We start from the raw sequence: 16,388 nt of genomic DNA on the forward strand, positions 1-16,388 counted from the left end.
GCCTCGCGCGGCGCCAGAGCGCGCCGGAGCCGCAGGCCGCGCGGCCGCGCATCGTGCTCGACCCCGGTCATGGCGGCGTCGATCCCGGTGCGATCCGCGCCGATATCGCGGAGAAGGACATCGCGCTCGCCTTCGCGCTGGAACTGCGCGCGGTGCTGGAGGCGTCGGGCCGCTACGAAGTGGTGCTGACCCGCGAGGCGGACATCTTCCTGTCCTTGCGTGAGCGGGTGCGCATCGCGCGCGCGGCGGAGGCGGACGTGTTCCTGTCGCTGCATGCCAACACGGTGACGCGGGGCAATGCCTCGGGTGCCGCGATCTACACCCTGTCGGAGGAGGCGAGCTCCCGCGAGGCCGCCGCGCTGGCCGCGCTTGAGAATCGCGCCGACTTGGTGGGCGGGGTCGATCTGGGCGCGGGGGAGGACGACCTCGCGCTGCTGCTGACCGACATGGCGCAGCGCGACACCAACGCCCGCTCGGCCGACCTGGCGGAGGTGACGGTGGCGGCGCTACGCGACGCGGTGGGAGTGATCCGCACCAATCCGCACCGGCAGGCGGGGTTCCGCGTGCTCAAGGCGCCCGACATCCCCTCGCTGCTGATCGAGCTGGGGTTCCTGTCGGATGCGGGCGATCGCGCGAACCTGGTCTCGCCCCGCTGGCGTCGGCACGCGGCGGACGGTATCCTCGCCGCACTCGACGCCTGGGCGGATCGCGAAGGTATGATCGCGGCACGTGCCATATCACCCTGACTTTCGGCGATTCGAGTGCTATGTGACAGGCCAAACCATCAGGGCGAGGACAAGCCCGCGGTTGGGGCAGACGGGTACGAGGCGTACAGATGATTTATATCCTGCGGTTTTTCGGCTGGATCTTCAGTGCTTTGGTGATCGGGGGCGTGTTCGTCCTGCTGGTCGTGGGCGCGGTGGTGTGGTCCTATTCGGACGGGCTGCCCAATCCCGAGGAGCTGTCGCAATACGAGCCGACGACCCTGACGCGGGTCTACAGCCAGGAAGGCATGCTGATCGACGAGTACCTGCGCGAGCGCCGGGTCTTCGTCCCGATCGACGAGGTGCCCGACCTCGTCAAGCAGGCCTTCATCTCCGCCGAGGACGAGGCGTTCTACGAGCATCCCGGCTTCGACATCACCGGCATGGCCTCCGCCTTCATCGACGCGGCGCGCGGCGGACGGCTGCGCGGGGCCTCGACCATCACGCAGCAGGTGGTCAAGAACTTCCTGCTGTCGGGCGAGCGTGAGATCGAGCGCAAGATTCGCGAGGTCATCCTCGCCACCCGGCTGGAGCGGGTGCTGACCAAGGACCAGATCCTCGAGCTCTACCTCAACGAGATCTATCTGGGGCAGAACAGCTACGGCATCGTGACGGCGGCCAACAACTATTTCGGCAAGACGCTGGAGGAGCTGACCCCGCAGGAGGCGGCTTACCTCGCCTCGCTGCCCAAGGCCCCCTCGAACCGCCACCCCGTCGACGATCGCGAGACGGCGCTGTTCTGGCGCAACAACACGCTGCGCCTGATGGGCGAGAACGGCTTCCTGACGCCCGAACAGGTCGCGGAATCGCAGGAGGCGCCGCTGCTGTCCGTGCAGGGCGGCGATTATGCCCCGGTCAGCCAGCAGCTGCCGGGCCGCGACTATTTCACCGAGGAGATCCGCCGCCGGGTCAGCCAGCAGCTGGGCGCAGACCGCGTGCTCGAAGGCGGTCTGACCATCCGCGCGACGATCGAGCCCGAGCTGCAGCAGGCCGCGGCCTCCGCCCTGCGCGCGAAGCTCGTGTCCTACGACATGGAGCGCGGCGGCTATCGCGGCCCGCTGGGCAATCTCGACCCCGAGGAAGTGGACCTGACGGACGAGGACGAATGGCGCCCCGCCCTGCGCAGCGCGCGCGGCGTGCGCGACGTGCCCGGCTGGCACATGGCCGTGGTGCTGGAGATGGGCGAGGACGGCGCGCGCATCGGCATCGAGGACAAGCCCGACGACGTCCCCGACGACGAGCAGGGCAACACGCTCTATGTCAGCGACTTCCAGTGGGCGCGCCCGCGCCTGACGGGCACCGATCGCGGCCCCGCGCCGACCAGCCCGACCGATCTGTTCGAGCTGGGCGACGTGATCCTCGTGACCGCCGGCCGCGACGACGCGGGGACCTTCACCAACTGGAACCTGCGCCAGGTGCCCGAGATCCAGGGCGCGCTGATGGTCATGGACCATGCGACGGGCCGCACGCTCGCCATGCAGGGCGGCTTCTCCTACGATGCGTCGAGCTTCAACCGCGCGACGCAGGCGACGCGCCAGCCCGGCTCGGCCTTCAAGCCCTTCGTCTATGCCGCGGCACTCGACCAGGGCTACACGCCGAACTCGATCATCCTCGACGCGCCCTTCGTTCTGAACATTCCGGGGCAGGAGCCCTGGGTGCCCAAGAACTATTCGGGTCCCGACAGCTATAACGGCCCGACGCTGATGCGGGTGGGGCTGGAACGCTCGCTGAACCTGATGACGGTGCGCATCGCCGACACGATCGGCATGGATACGGTCGCCGAATATGCCGAGGATTTCGGCATCTACGACCGGATGCAGCGCTACCTGCCCATCAGCCTCGGCGCGCAGGAGACGACGCTGTTCCGCATGATCGCGGCCTATTCGATGTTCGCCAATGGCGGCCAGCGGGTGGAGCCGACCCTGGTCGACCGGATCCAGGATCGCCGCGGCAACACCATCTACCGCCACGACCAGCGCGGCTGCATGGGCTGCGACGACTCGCGCTACGACGAGGGCGACGTGGAGCCGTTCATCTACTCGACGGCCGAGCGCACGATGAGCCGGATCACCGCCTTCCGCCTGATCTCGATGCTCGAGGGCGTGGTGGATCGCGGGACGGCCCGCTCGCTCAACTACCTGCCGGTGCCGCTGGCGGGCAAGACGGGCACGACCAATGACAGCCGCGACGCGTGGTTCATCGGCTTCACCCCCAATATCGTGGCGGGCTGCTATATCGGCTTCGACAACCCGCGCAACATGGGCCGCGGGGGCACCGGCGGCGGCATGTGCGCGCCGGTCGTGGGCGCGTTCCTGGAGGAATACCTGCGCCTGCGTCCGCAAAGTCCGGGCAATTTCCGCCCGCCCGAGGACGTGGAGACGGTCGTCGTGGACCGCAACACCGGCGAGGTGCTCGACGCGAGCCAGGCCAACAGCGAGAACGCGGTCTACGAGGTGTTCACCGCCGGGGCGGCGCCCTCGATCGGCTCGCGCGCGGCCACCATCGGCTCCAATGCCGTCGACATCTCCGATCTGCCGCAGACCGTGGCGCCCTCGCGCAGCACCAGCAGCAGTAGCGGTGGCGGCGGCGGTGGCGGCGGGGCCACGCGGGCGGTGCCGCCCCCGCCCCCCGACCTGGGCGATCTGGGGTCCGGCGGGCTCTACTGATCCACCCTTTTCGAGACGGATGGCGGCGGGCGGGGCTTTGACCTCTCCCGCCGCACTCGTTACATCCCCTTGCGAACGACATGACACCGCGCGCTTCGAGCGCGGCCCCCGAGGACCAAGCCCATGCGCGCCGAAATCGCCAATATCGTCACCGAGATCGAGAAGAGCCTCGACCTGCTGGACCAGCGGCTGGGAGAGACGGCCGCCTTCCGGCTCGAGGAACTCAACGCCATGTCCGAGGATCCGGACCTGTGGAACGATCCCGCCCGCGCGCAGAAGCTGATGCGCGAGCGGCAGGTCCTCAGTGATGCGATCGAGACCCATCGCGGCCTGCAGCAGGAACTGGCGGACAATGTCGAGTTGATCGAGATGGGCGAGGCGGAGGACGACGCCGAGGTTGTGGCCGAGGCCGAGGCCGCGCTGACCCGCCTCAAGACCACCGCCGCCGAGAAGGAGCTGGAGGCCCTGCTCGACGGCGAGGCGGACGGAAATGACAGCTTCCTCGAAATCAAGTCGGGCGCGGGCGGCACCGAGGCCTGCGACTGGGCGCAGATGCTCGCCCGCATGTATGTCCGCTGGGCGGAGAAGCGCGGCTTCCAGGTCGAGTTGCAGGAGGAAAGCCCCGGCACGGAGGCCGGTATCAAGTCCGCCACCTACCGCATCAAGGGCACCAACGCCTATGGCTGGCTGAAATCGGAGAGCGGCACGCACCGGCTAGTGCGGATCTCTCCCTTCGGCAAAGGCACCCGGGAGACCTCCTTCGCCGCCGTGGGCGCTTATCCGGTGATCGACGACACGATCGAGATCGAGGTGAACCCGGCCGATATCCGCATCGACACCTACCGCTCGTCCGGTGCGGGCGGGCAGCACGTCAACACCACCGATTCGGCGGTGCGGATCACCCACCACCCGACGGGGATCGTGGTGACGAGTTCCGAGAAGTCTCAGCACCAGAACCGCGACATCGCGATGAAGGCGCTGAAATCGCGGCTCTACCAGATGGAGCTCGACCGCCGGAACGCCGAGGTGAACGCGCTGCACGAGGCGAAGGGCGACGCGGGCTGGGGCAACCAGATCCGCTCCTACGTGCTGCAGCCCTACCAGATGGTGAAGGACCTGCGCACGGGCCACGAGACGGCGGATACCTCTGGCGTGCTCGACGGCGATCTCGACGCCTTCATGGCCGCGACCCTGGCGCAGGGTGCCACCGGCAAGAGCCGTGCGGAGGCGAACGCAGAGGAGTAAAGGGCGTCTTTCGCCCGAGCGGCTGCCCGCGCGAAATCCAGTCCGCAGACCACTGCGCATCTTTTCGACCGAGGCCGCGGATCGGGCTTCTTCGCGCGGAATCAAGCCGAAGGCGCCGCGCATCGCCGGGCCGCCCCCCGGCACGGCGATTTGGCCGATGACGGCGTGACGCCGGAAAATCACACGGATTTGGCTGCCATAAAGCGCCATGCTCGAGCCGAAGATCGCCGCACCGCGGCCCGTCGACGCACGGCTCAAGCCGCAACTTTTGATCCATCTCGCCCCCTAGTCTGAACCATTCACCAAACTCACCCGCGCGGAATCAAGCCGAAGGCGCCGCGCATCGCCGGGCCGCCCCCCGGCACGGCGATTTGGTTGACGTCGGGCGCGGCGGTGAGGTCTGGCGGACTTTGCTTGCATAAAGTGCCATGCATAGACCGTTGATCGCCGCACCGCGGCCCGTCGATGCGCGGCTCATGCCCCGGCCTCGAGCCGGGGCCGCGCCGTTCTGCTACCCCGCCTCCGGCCCGCAATCGTGGGGATGCTCTACCGCGCGCGGCGTCTCTCCGCCGCTCTCCTGCCGACCCCAGGGCAGCAGGGTGAAGCCGATCACGCTCGACAAAGCGGCAAGACCCGCCGTTCCCCACGCCACCGCCGCCAACCCCGCGGAGGTCGCGTCGCGGCCCGCATCGGGATCGCCGAAACCCAAGCCCGGATCGCCGCCCGCGCCCGCGAAGGCCATCGCCGCCACCCCGCCCATCGCCGCCACGGCCACCAGCCCGGCCATCCGGCTGATCGCGTTGTTGACGCCCGAGGCCGCGCCGCTGTCCGCATCCTCGACAGCGCCCATCACCGCCGCCGACAAAGGTGCCACCACCAGCGCCATGCCGAAGCCCATCAGGGCCATCGAGGGCAGCACATGCCCCCAGAACGCACCCCAGCCGATCCCCCAGGCGAGGCTTGCATAGGCCAGGGCCACCAGCGCCGATCCGGTGCCGATCAGCGGCGCGGGGCCGATCCGCTCGGCCAGCCCGCCCACGGGGCCCGACAGCGGCGCGATGAACAGGGTCAGCGGCAGGAACAGCACCGTCACCTGCAATTCGGAAATGCCCCATCCCGCGATCAGCGTCATCGGCAGGTAGAACAGCACCGCGCTCAGCGCGAAATAGAGCGTGAAGGTCATCGCGTTCGCCGCCGCGAAACCGGGCATGGCGAAGAGCCGCAGCGGCATCATCGGATGGCGCGCCCGCCGCTCCCACGCGATGAACCCCGCCAGTGCCGTCAGGCCCGCGATGCCGTAGAGCGCGATATGCCCCGCCTCGGGCACGCCGTCCTCCCCCTCCGGCCCGGTCATCGCCCAGGCGACCAGCCCCAGCGCCAGCGTGACGAGCGCCGCCCCCGTCCAGTCGAGCGGGTCCTCCGTGCTCGGCCTGTCGCGCGGCACCCTTGCGATCAGCATCCACAGCGCGAGCGCGCCGAGCGGCAGGTTGATGAGGAAGATCGCGCGCCACAGCTCCGCGCTGCCCGCGCTCAGGAGCGCGCCGCCCAGCACCGGCCCCAGCGCCGTGGTCACGGCGGAGGCGGCGGCCCAGATGCCGATGGCACGCCCCCGCTCGCCGCGCGGATAGCTCTTGGAGATCAGCGCGAGCGATCCGGGCACCATCACCGCGGCCCCGATCCCCTGCAGCGCCCGCGCCGGGATCAGGATGCCGGTCGTCGGCGCCAGCGCGCACAGGACCGACGCGGCGACGAACAGCGCGATTCCGATCGTGAACACGCGCACCACGCCGTAGCGGTCGCCCGCCGCCCCGCCCACCAGGATCAGTGCCGACAGGGTCAGCATGTAGGCGTTGTTCACCCACTGGATGTCGGCGAGCGAGGCGTCGAGGCTCTCGCGCATCGCGGGCACGGCGATGGAGACGACCGAGCCGTCGATGAACCCCATCGCCGACGCGACGATCGCCGCCATCAGCACGTAGCGGCGCCGCGCTTGCGGGCAGAAGGTTTCGGTTCCGGTCATCTGAGACCCTCTCGCGACGGGATGGCGTCAGACTAGCGGCGAGGAAGGTCTTGCGGAAACGAAAAACCCCGGCGCGGGGGCCGGGGTTTTCTGTCTCGGAGGATCGTCCGCTCAGGCGGTGCCGCTGTCGGAGCTGGGCGGCAGGGCCTTCGGGGCTTGGTTGCCCTGGCTCAGCGGATCGTCGTTGCGCTGGACCGAGCCCTCGAAATGCGCGCCGCTCTCGATGGCGATGGTCTTGTGGATGATGTCGCCCTCGACCCGGGCGGAGGAGGTCAGGCGGACCTTCAGCCCGCGCACACGGCCCACGACACGGCCGTTCACGACCAGATCGTCGGCGACGACTTCGCCGCGGACGGTCGCGGTTTCACCCACGGTCAGCAGGTGGGCGCGGATGTCGCCCTCGACCGTGCCCTCGACCTGGATGTCGCCGGTCGTCTCCAGATTGCCCTTGATCGTCAGATCGGAAGACAGGACGGAGGGCGCCGCCTTGGGCTTCGCCGCCGGGGCCGGTGCGCTCGGCTTCGGCGCGGTGGGCAGGGTCGCCTTCGACTCGTCGGTCTTGGGCGTCTCGATGGGATCGTTGATCTTGCTCTTAGAGAACATTTTCAGCTGCCTTCAAATAAGTCATCGGGTCGACAGGGGCCCCGTGCAGGTGGACCTCGTAGTGCAGATGCGAGCCGGTCGACCGCCCGGTGGAGCCCATCTGGCCGATCATGTCACCGGCCTCGACACGGTCCCCGACCGCGACGTCGATCCGGTGCATGTGAGCATAGAGGGTTTCGTAGCCGAATGCATGCCGGATCTTCACCAGGTTGCCGAAGGCGCCGCGACGCCCGGCATAGACGACCTCGCCCGCGCCGGTGGCGTGCAGCGGCGTGCCCACGGGGGCCGCGAAATCGAGGCCGTTATGCTGGCGACGCCCGCCATTGATCGGATCGCGGCGCGTGCCGAAGGGGCTGGTCTGGCGATAGGCCGCGCGCACCGGTCCGGCGAAGGGCATCTGGCCCAGCGCCGCGCGCCGTGCGTTGAGGTCCGAGATCCGGTTCAGCAGCAGGTCCACCCGGTCGGCGGTCGGATCGACGGCGCGGGCCTCCTGGGCCAGGTCCGCGGCCTCGGCGGCGCCATTGGCGGCCTCGGGCAGTTCCACGGAGGTCTCGACATCGAGGTTCGGACCACCCTGACCGTCATAGCCGGGCCCTTGCGGGAAGAGGCTCGCCACATCGGCCCCGGCGGCGCGGAACACCTCGTCGAGAGCCGCGATGCCCCCTTCGACCGCGTTTTCCAGGCGGGCGATGACCCGCTCCTGCCGCTGCTCGGCCAGGATCGCGCGGGCTTCGAGTTCAGCATGTTCGGAGGCCATGCGCGCCATCTCGTCGGCCATGCCGTCGCGGTCGTCCGCGGTGCGGCTGAGACCGTCGAGCAGGATCGCGACCGAGCGGGACATGTCCTCGGCCTTGTCGCTGCGCTCGGTCAGGTCGGCGTCGAGGGCGGCGAGCTCCACCAGCGCGTCGGACAGGGCCTCCTCACGCTCGACCAGGTCCATCTGCCGGGCCTCCAGCGTCACGCGCTGTTCCTCGACCGCGCTCTCGGTCTCGCCCAGACGGGCGTGGAGCGTGACGAGTTCCTGCTGCTGGGCGCCCATGACCTCCGCCGCGCGGACCAAGCGCACGCGCGCCTCCTCGGCCTCGGCGGCGAAGCGCGCGCGCTCCTCCATCAGCTCGTCGATGCGGTTCTGCTGGACGCCCTGCACGACGACGGCGGTGTTCGTGGCCGCGGGGGCCAGAGCATCGGCGGCGAGCAGGACGCCCGAGACGGCGGACCATCCCAGGATCGAGGTGGCCATCAGGCCCAGGCCGATCTGACGCAGCGGCGTCAGGCGCGCATATGAAGTCTGGTCGTCGGTCGTGAAGTAGATGCGGCGTTCGCGGATCACGCGGCCAAGCAGCTTGTTCATTGGTGTCCCTCGTCCCGTTCGGTGCGGTCCGGGCGGTCTCATGCGCCGTCTCGGACCGGGCTCCGCCCCCCCGGCGGGTGCCCTTCGGAGGGAATCGTTACCGGGCCGTTTCACGAGGATCAACAAAATGCGGAACCTTTTCGTATTCCGCCGCGTTATTGCCCGTCAAACCCTGCAAATCGCGTCTCGCCTCGGCAATAACCCGCCGAGATTTGCGCGCATCCGCGCATTTCATGCAGAATCGCGTGGAATCACTCCCTCAGCGCCCGTCCTCGGCCAGAGGCCAGTAGAAGTCGAGCGGCAGCCCCGCCTCGGCCCGCTTCTCGTCGTTGAAGGGCGGCTTGAGCGCGCCGTGGAAATAGCGCTGCACCAGATCGTGGAAGGCGTCGCGCGGGTCGCGCTCGTGCCGCCCGCACAGGAAGTGGAACCACTTGGAGCCATAGGCGACGTGGCCGACCTCCTCGGCATAGATCGTGCGCAGGGCGGCGACCGTGTCGGGATCGCCTGCCTTCTCGAACAGCGCGATCATGCCCGGCGTCACGTCGAGGCCGCGCGCCTCCAGCACCATCGGCACGACGGCGAGCCGCGCCTCCAGATCGTCGCGCGTGTCCTCCGCCGCGCGCCACATCCCGGCATGAGCGGCGAGCGCGCCGTAATGGCTGCCCAACGCCACCAATCGGTCGGAGACGAGGTTGAAATGCTTCGACTCCTCGTCCGCCGCGCGCACCCAGTCGTTGTGGAAGCCCGGCGGCATCGGCACATGGGCGAAGCGGGCGATGATGTCCCAGTGCAGGTCGACGGCATTCAATTCGATATGCGCGATCGCGTGCAGGATCGCGATGCGCCCGGCGGGCGAGCCCGGCCGCCTGCGCGGCACGTCGCGCGGGTCGAGCAGCTCCGGTTTCTCGGGGCGGGCCGGGCGCAGGGGCGGCGAGGCGGTGCCCACGGGCATCAGGTCGCCGTCGTAGCGGCGCTGCCATTCGGCGGCACAGGCCCGGCTCAGCGCCGTCTTGCGCCACGGATCTCCCTCGCGCAGCACGGCCTCGGCACAGGCGGCGAGAGTGTCGGGGATGTCGAATTCGCTCATGGGATCGGTGTGCCGCTCGCAGACGGCGCGGTCAACTCACGCGCCCAGCAGCTTCACCGCGTCGAGCACGGCATCGACATGGCCGGGCACCTTCACCTTGCGCCAGATCTGTGCGATCCGGCCCTCGCCATCGATCAGGAAGGTGCTGCGCTCGATGCCCATATGGGTCTTGCCATACATCTTCTTTTCGACCCAGACGCCGTAATCCTCGCACGTGCTGCCCTCCGCGTCGGAGAGGAGCGGCATGCCCAGCTCGTGCTTGGCCACGAACTTGTCGTGCTTCGCGACCGTATCCTTGGAACAGCCCAGCACCGCAACGCCCGCCGCCTCGAATTCCGGCAGGGCGGTGGTGAAGCCCACCGCCTCCTTCGTGCAGCCCGAGGTGTCGTCGCGCGGGTAGAAGAACAGCACCAGCGTCCGCCCCGCGTAATCGGAGAGCGACAGCGTCGCACCGCCCGAGGCGGGCAGGGTGAAGGCGGGGGCGGCATCGCCGACGGACAGGGACATGGCAGGGCTCCTCGGTTGGACCGGTTCGCGCCACCTTGCCTCCATCCGCCGACGACCGCCACCCCGGCGGGGCGGACCCGGTGCCCACGTGGGGGCAACCTGGCACCGGGATCCGAGGCGCATGGTCGACCCGGCATCCGGGTCTTGCGGACATGTTTGCCATGCCGCACCAGTGCCGTGCCTTGATCGAGGTCAATTTCCCTGCCATGTCCCGCGCCATGAGCATGCGCCTGTCCGATTTCGATTTCGACCTGCCCGAAGAGCTGATCGCGCTGCGGCCCTTGAAGCCGCGCCCGGCGTCGCGCCTCTTGCTGGCCGAGGGCACAGCCCTGTCGGATCGGCATGTGAGCGACCTGCCCGAGATCCTGCGCCCCGGCGACCTGATGGTGTTCAACGACACGAAGGTGATCCCGGCACGCCTGTTCGGCACCCGCACGCGTGACAGCCGCGACGGGCCGGGCACGGCGAAGGTGGAGGCGACCTTGCTGGAGCGGCTGGGCGATGACAGCTGGTCCGCGCTGGCGCGGCCGGGGCGCAAGCTGCGCGCGGGCGACGTGCTCGACTTCCGCGATCTCTCCGCCGAGCTGGTCGAGAAGGGGGAGGACGGCCGCGTGACCCTGCGCTTCGACCGCTCCGGCGCCGATCTCGACGCGGCCATCGCGCTGGCGGGCGAGATGCCGCTGCCGCCCTACATCGCGGGCAAGCGTCCGGCGGACGACGCCGATCGCGAGGATTACCAGACCGTCTTCGCCGAGAAGCTCGGCGCCGTCGCCGCCCCCACCGCCTCGCTGCATTTCGACCGGGACCTGCTCGACCGGCTGGCCGAGGCCGGGGTCGAGAGCACGCGCGTTACGCTGCATGTCGGCGCCGGCACCTTCCTGCCCGTCACCGTGGACGACGTGTCCGAGCACCGGATGCACGCCGAATGGGGCGAGGTGGGCGAAGAAGCCGCCGAGACCATCGCGCAGGCCAAGGCCGAGGGCCGCCGCGTGATCCCCGTCGGCACCACCGCGCTGCGCCTGATCGAGACGGCGGGGCAGGGCGGCACCATCGCGCCCTGGGTCGGCGATACCGACATCTTCATCACCCCCGGCTACCGCTTCCGCGTGGCCGACGGGTTGATGACGAATTTCCACCTGCCCCGCTCGACCCTGATGATGCTGGTCTCCGCCCTGATGGGGGTGGAGGAGATGCGCGCCGTCTACGCCCACGCCATCGCCGCGCGCTACCGCTTCTATTCCTACGGCGACAGCTCGCTCCTGCTGCCGCAGCCATGAGGCCCGCGCAACGTGCCCCGGACCAAAGCGGACGCGACAAGCGGACGCGGGGCTGGTAGCCGGTGGCGGAACCGGCGAATCGGCGAGGTGAGCGATGCTGAAGGTGCTGAACAATTCCTGGGCGCTGTTCCTGGGCCTGCTGCTCCTGATGATGGGCAACGGGCTGCAGGGCACGCTGCTGGGCCTGCGCGGCGCGATCGAGGGCTTCGACGCGGCCACGATGGCCTGGGTGATGTCGGCCTATTTCGCGGGCTTCCTCGGTGGCTCGCGCCTGACGCCGTGGTTCATCTCGCGCGTCGGGCATGTCCGGGTCTTCGCCGCCTTCGCCTCGCTGATCTCGGCGGGGTTCATCATGTATGCCGCCGTGCCGCACCCGATCCTGTGGGCGCTGATGCGGCTGATGGTCGGGTTCTGCTTCTCGGGCGTGTACGTGGTGTGCGAAAGCTGGCTGAACGACAGCGCCACGAACGAGACGCGCGGCCAGACCCTGTCGCTCTACATGCTGGTTCAGACGGCGGGCGTGCTGGCCGCGCAGGCGCTGATCAACACCGCCGATCCAGGGGCCTATGCGCTGTTCGTGCTGATGTCGGTGCTGGTTTCCATCAGCTTCGCGCCGATCCTCTTGAGCGTCACGCCCGCGCCGATCTTCTCGGGCACCAAGCCGATGACGCTGCGCCAGCTCTACGAGACCTCGCCGCTGGGCTGCGTGGGCGCCTTCTTCATGGGCGGGATCTTCGCCTCGATGTTCGGCATGTCCGCCGTCTACGGGGCGGAGAAGGGCCTGAGCGTGGGCGAGATCTCGATCTTCGTGGGCGCGATCTACGTGGGTGGCCTGCTCTTGCAATACCCGATCGGCTGGCTGAGCGACCGCATGGACCGGCGGCGGCTGATCGCCTTCATGTGCGCGGGGGCGGCGGCGATCATGCTGCCCGCGACCTTCCTCGCCGACAGCTTCGCGGTGGTGCTGATGGCGGGGTTCGTGCTGGGGGGCATCGGCAACCCGCTCTACGCGCTGCTGATCGCCTATACCGCGGACTACCTGGAGCCCGAGGACATGGCCGCGGGCTCGGGCGGTCTGATGTTCATCAACGGCTGCGGCGCGATCCTGGGGCCGTTCATCGTCGGCTGGCTGATGACCGGGGTCGGGACCGATTTCTTCTTCGTCTTCCTGGCCGCCAATTTCGGCCTGATCGCCGCCTACGGCTTCTGGCGGATGACCCGCCGCGCCGCGCCCGCGGTCGATCAGACGGCGGCCTACGCGCCCGTCATGCCGCAGGCCTCGCCCGTGGCGGTGGAGGCCGCGCAGGAATACGCCATCGAACAGGCGGCGGAATCGGATGCGGGCGAGGGCGAGGAACGCCCCGACCACGCCCCCGACGACCTGACGGGGGATTGAGTCAGCGACGGGCCGCACCCCGCTCCGCGATCAGGTCGCGGCCCATCTGGGCGAACAGGTCAATATAGTCGAGCAGCACCCAGTTCTCCGCGATCTGGCTGTCGGCGCAGCGGTAGAAGTCCATGACCCTGAGCGTCAGCGCCCGCCCGTCACCCGGCTGGCCCAGATAGGGCGCCCGGTGGGTCATCGTCATCGACGGCCAGCCCGACACGGCGGCATAGGCCCCGTCGCCGATCCGGCAGTAATGGTTGCCGCCCACCCGGTCGGGAAAAGCGGTCAGGAACGCCACCCGGTGATGCGCGTCGAAGCCGGGATAGGTGGTGGTCGAGCCGATGCCTCCGGGGCCGTACCAGCACATGTCCTCGGCCCAGTAGCCGCCCGGCCCGGTCTGTCCCGCGCTCTGGAACGTCTCGGGGTCGTAGGCCGTCAGGTCGCCCAGCATCGCCTCCACCAGGTCGAGCGTGGCCGCACCGTTCCCGCCCGTCGGGCAGACCCCGTCATGGGTCATCGGCGCGGGCCAGCGAATCTCCCGCCCCGGATGCAGCGGCAGCGGGTGGCGGCCGAGCTGGGCCATCAGGTCCACCAGATCAGGGATGATCCGCGCCTCGACGATCCGCGCGCCCTCGATCCGGTAGAACGCGCCGATGCGCAGCGAGACATAGCGCCCGTCGCCCTCGATCCCCCATAGCGTGCCGGTCAGCAGGCCCGCGAGATGCGAGACGCAGGCGACCCATTCTCCGCCATAATCGCGCCGGTTCTCGCCCCCGATCACGATGTCGTCGCGCAGTCGCGGCGCGGTCAGCGCGGCACGCAAGGGGGCGAACCAGCCCTCCAGCACCGCGTCGCGCCCGTCGAGCCGCCCGACCGGTGCGCCGACGTGAAACACGGCATCGGCGGCCAGCGCGTCACCGGCATCGGGGCCACCGGCGACCAATGCCGCGACGGCGGCGGCGGTGCGTTCTCGGGTATCGTGAGGATGGGGCATCGGGTGACTCGCTCGATGATTTTGCATACGATTGCAAAAAAACCTTGGCAGGCGCACCGCCCCCTGTCTAGGGTTGTCGAAACACCGGGCGAGGGGTGCCGATGGCCGAGATCAAGCTGGAGCATGTGCACAAGCGCTGGGGCGATTTCGTGGGCGTCCACGATTTCGACCTGACGATCCACGATCGCGAGTTCCTGGTGCTGCTCGGCCCCTCGGGCTGCGGCAAGACCACGACGATGCGGATGATCGCGGGGCTGGAGGACGCCACCGAGGGCCGCATCCATATCGGCGAGCGTGTGGTCAACGATCTTGACCCCAAGGACCGGGACGTCGCGATGGTGTTCCAGTCCTACGGGCTCTACCCCAACATGAACGTCTACGAAAACATCCGCTTCCCGCTGAAGGTGCGCAAGGTGCCCGAGGCCGAGCACGAGAAGCGGGTGATGCGCGCCAGCGGCATGGTCGAGCTCGACGACTTCCTGCACCGCAAACCGGCGGAGCTGTCGGGCGGCCAGCGGCAGCGCGTGGCCCTCGCCCGCGCCATCGTGCGCGAGCCGACGGTGTTCCTGATGGACGAGCCGCTCTCCAATCTCGACGCGAAGCTGCGCGTCTCCACCCGCGCGCAGATCAAGAACCTCCAGCACGAGCTGAAGGTCACGACCATCTACGTCACCCACGACCAGATCGAGGCGATGACGCTGGCCGACCGCGTCGTGGTGATGAACCGCGGCCGCATCCAGCAGGTCGGCACCCCGACCGAGATCTACGACAACCCCGCCAACACCTTCGTCGCGGGCTTCATCGGCAGCCCCGCCATGAACCTGATGGAGGGCGAGATCGCGGGCGGCACCTTCCGCGGCAAGGGGGTGGAGATCGCGGGCCTCGACGCGCCCGACGGCGCCGTCACGCTGGGCTTTCGCGCCGAGGATGCGCGCCTGGCCGAGCCGAGGGAGGCGGCGGCGATCACCGCGCCGATCTACACGCTCGAATTGCTGGGCGACGCCACGATGATCTCCGTCCGCGCGGGCGGGGCGCTGGTCGCCGTCAAGGCGCACAAGGAGTTCCGGGCCGAGATCGGCGACACCGTGTCCATCGCCATCCCGCCCGCGATCTGCCACCTTTTCGACCACGAGACGGGCGAACGCCGCCCGTCCTGACCACATGAGAGGTCCCATCGAAGGGGCCCGATCCCCCAACCGGCCCGACGGGGCCATCCACCAACCGGGAGTACCCACATGATGCTCAAGAAACTGGCCCTCGCCGCCACCGTCTCGATGCTGGCCACCGGCGCCTACGCGGAGTGCGCCTTCGAGAACGACGTGCCCTTGTCCTCGCTGACCGCGGGCTTCGAGGCATGGAAGAGCGCGACCGACGCGATGGCCGAGTGCGGCAATTTCGAGGCCGAGCTCGACCAGGAGTTCCGCGAGAAGCAGCCCGAGGCCTTCGCCGCCGATCCCTCGCTCTACGCCATCGGCGGGGTGTCGAACGGCACGCTGACGCCGCTTCTGAACGCGGGCACCATCCGCCCGCTCAACGATCTGGTGGCCGAATACGGCCAGCACCTCGCGCCCAATCAGCTGATCCAGGTGAACGGCGACATCATGGCCGTGGCGATGATGGTCAACACCCAGCACCTGATGTACCGCGAGGACATCTTCGAGGATCTCGGTCTCGAAGTGCCGACCACCTATGACGAAGTTCTGGAGGTCGCCGCCGCGATCCAGGAGGCGGGCGTCGTCGACTATCCGCTCGGCGCCACGATGGCCGCGGGCTGGAACCTCGCGCAGGACTTCAACAACATGTTCGTCGGCTTCGGCGGGGAGTTCGTGAACGACGACAACACCCCCGCGGTGAATTCCGAGGCCGGGGTGCAGGCGCTGGAGATGATGAAGGCGCTGACCGAGTACATGGACCCCGAATACCTCACCTCGGACTCCACCTACGTCCAGCAGCAGTTCCAGCAGGGCAAGATCGCCATGGCGAATCTCTGGGCCAGCCGCGCGGGCGCGATGAACGACGAGGCCGAGAGCGAGGTCGTGGGCCTCGTCGCCGGGGCCTCCGCCCCCGCGGCGGTCGAGGGCGGCATCCCGGCCACGACGCTGTGGTGGGACGGCATCGTGATCGCGGCCAACATCACCGACGAGGAGGCCGAGGCCGCCTTCCGCGTCGCGATGGAGGGGATCGATACCGAGATGGTTACCGCCCACAACGACGACGCGATCTGGCTGATCGACGGCTACGAGCCGACGCCGCTCGCCCAGGGCGCGATCGCCACCGCGATGGCCAACCCGCCCGCCTATCCCTCGACCACGCAGATGGGACTGATGCACACCGCCATCGGCAACAACGTCGCCGACTTCCTGACCGGCGCGAAAGAGGCCGAGGCGACGCTGGAGGCCATCGAGGCCGACTACACCACCGCCGCCGAAGAGGCGGGCCTGCTCTGATCCACCGTGCGGGGCGGCGCCAGTCGCCCCGCATCCCGCC

13 protein-coding genes are annotated in these 16,388 nt (G+C 69.1%); 7 read left to right on the forward strand and 6 right to left on the reverse strand.

Annotated elements, in window-relative coordinates; translation table 11 throughout:
• From RX333_RS15460 to prfB, 3 genes are all read left to right on the forward strand, one after another.
• Nucleotides 1-746 (forward strand): N-acetylmuramoyl-L-alanine amidase (locus RX333_RS15460; protein ID WP_316015857.1); only part of this gene is annotated, 746 nt, incomplete at its 5' end.
• A gap of 89 nt (nucleotides 747-835) precedes the next feature.
• Nucleotides 836-3,430, forward strand: a complete 2,595-nt coding sequence (locus RX333_RS15465) for a PBP1A family penicillin-binding protein (RefSeq protein ID WP_316015858.1) — start codon at nucleotides 836-838, stop codon at nucleotides 3,428-3,430.
• 123 nt (nucleotides 3,431-3,553) lie between these two features.
• The gene (gene prfB / locus RX333_RS15470) at nucleotides 3,554-4,675 is read left to right on the forward strand and encodes a peptide chain release factor 2 (RefSeq protein ID WP_316015859.1); all 1,122 of its coding nucleotides are present in this window, start codon (nucleotides 3,554-3,556) and stop codon (nucleotides 4,673-4,675) included.
• Between the two features lie 511 nt (nucleotides 4,676-5,186).
• Here the strand turns inward: prfB and RX333_RS15475 are convergent.
• The 5 genes from RX333_RS15475 to RX333_RS15495 all read right to left on the reverse strand — a co-directional run bounded on the left by RX333_RS15475 (nucleotide 5,187) and on the right by RX333_RS15495 (nucleotide 10,243).
• Nucleotides 5,187-6,695 carry an MFS transporter gene (locus RX333_RS15475; protein WP_316015860.1) on the reverse strand — a complete coding sequence of 503 codons (1,509 nt, stop codon included), beginning with the start codon at nucleotides 6,693-6,695 and terminating at the stop codon, nucleotides 5,187-5,189.
• Nucleotides 6,696-6,806: 111 nt separating this feature from the next.
• Complete coding sequence (locus tag RX333_RS15480; RefSeq protein WP_316015861.1) at nucleotides 6,807-7,298, reverse strand: polymer-forming cytoskeletal protein; 492 nt, start codon at nucleotides 7,296-7,298, stop codon at nucleotides 6,807-6,809.
• Entirely contained in the window at nucleotides 7,288-8,649 is a 1,362-nt protein-coding gene (locus RX333_RS15485) for a DUF5930 domain-containing protein (RefSeq protein WP_316015862.1), read from the reverse strand. The genes RX333_RS15480 and RX333_RS15485 overlap by 11 nt, the downstream gene beginning before the upstream one ends.
• Before the next feature lie 259 nt (nucleotides 8,650-8,908).
• A complete protein-coding gene (locus RX333_RS15490) occupies nucleotides 8,909-9,736 on the reverse strand; it encodes a ferritin-like domain-containing protein (protein WP_316015863.1) in 828 nt (275 codons plus the stop codon).
• Nucleotides 9,737-9,772: 36 nt separating this feature from the next.
• On the reverse strand, nucleotides 9,773-10,243 hold the full coding sequence (locus RX333_RS15495) for a peroxiredoxin (protein ID WP_316015864.1): 471 nt from the start codon (nucleotides 10,241-10,243) through the stop codon (nucleotides 9,773-9,775).
• A gap of 224 nt (nucleotides 10,244-10,467) precedes the next feature.
• Here RX333_RS15495 and queA point away from each other — a divergent pair, with 224 nt between their 5' ends.
• Nucleotides 10,468-11,520 (forward strand): tRNA preQ1(34) S-adenosylmethionine ribosyltransferase-isomerase QueA, encoded by a 1,053-nt coding sequence (queA, locus tag RX333_RS15500; RefSeq protein ID WP_316015887.1) that lies wholly within the window; start codon nucleotides 10,468-10,470, stop codon nucleotides 11,518-11,520.
• A gap of 94 nt (nucleotides 11,521-11,614) precedes the next feature.
• A complete protein-coding gene (locus RX333_RS15505; protein ID WP_316015865.1) occupies nucleotides 11,615-12,916 on the forward strand; it encodes an MFS transporter in 1,302 nt (433 codons plus the stop codon).
• A gap of 1 nt (nucleotide 12,917) precedes the next feature.
• Here RX333_RS15505 and RX333_RS15510 read toward each other — a convergent pair whose 3' ends face one another.
• Entirely contained in the window at nucleotides 12,918-13,901 is a 984-nt protein-coding gene (locus RX333_RS15510; RefSeq protein WP_316015866.1) for an ester cyclase, read from the reverse strand.
• 101 nt (nucleotides 13,902-14,002) lie between these two features.
• On the opposite strand from RX333_RS15510, the gene RX333_RS15515 reads away from it, so the two are divergent.
• Nucleotides 14,003-15,058 carry an ABC transporter ATP-binding protein gene (locus RX333_RS15515; protein WP_316015867.1) on the forward strand — a complete coding sequence of 352 codons (1,056 nt, stop codon included), beginning with the start codon at nucleotides 14,003-14,005 and terminating at the stop codon, nucleotides 15,056-15,058.
• 78 nt (nucleotides 15,059-15,136) lie between these two features.
• Complete coding sequence (locus RX333_RS15520) at nucleotides 15,137-16,348, forward strand: ABC transporter substrate-binding protein (protein WP_316015868.1); 1,212 nt, start codon at nucleotides 15,137-15,139, stop codon at nucleotides 16,346-16,348.
• The last annotated feature ends 40 nt before the right edge of the window (nucleotides 16,349-16,388 follow it).

The organism is Roseobacter sp. HKCCA0434 (assembly GCF_032464675.1).
In the GTDB taxonomy this organism is placed as follows: Bacteria; Pseudomonadota; Alphaproteobacteria; order Rhodobacterales; family Rhodobacteraceae; genus Pontivivens.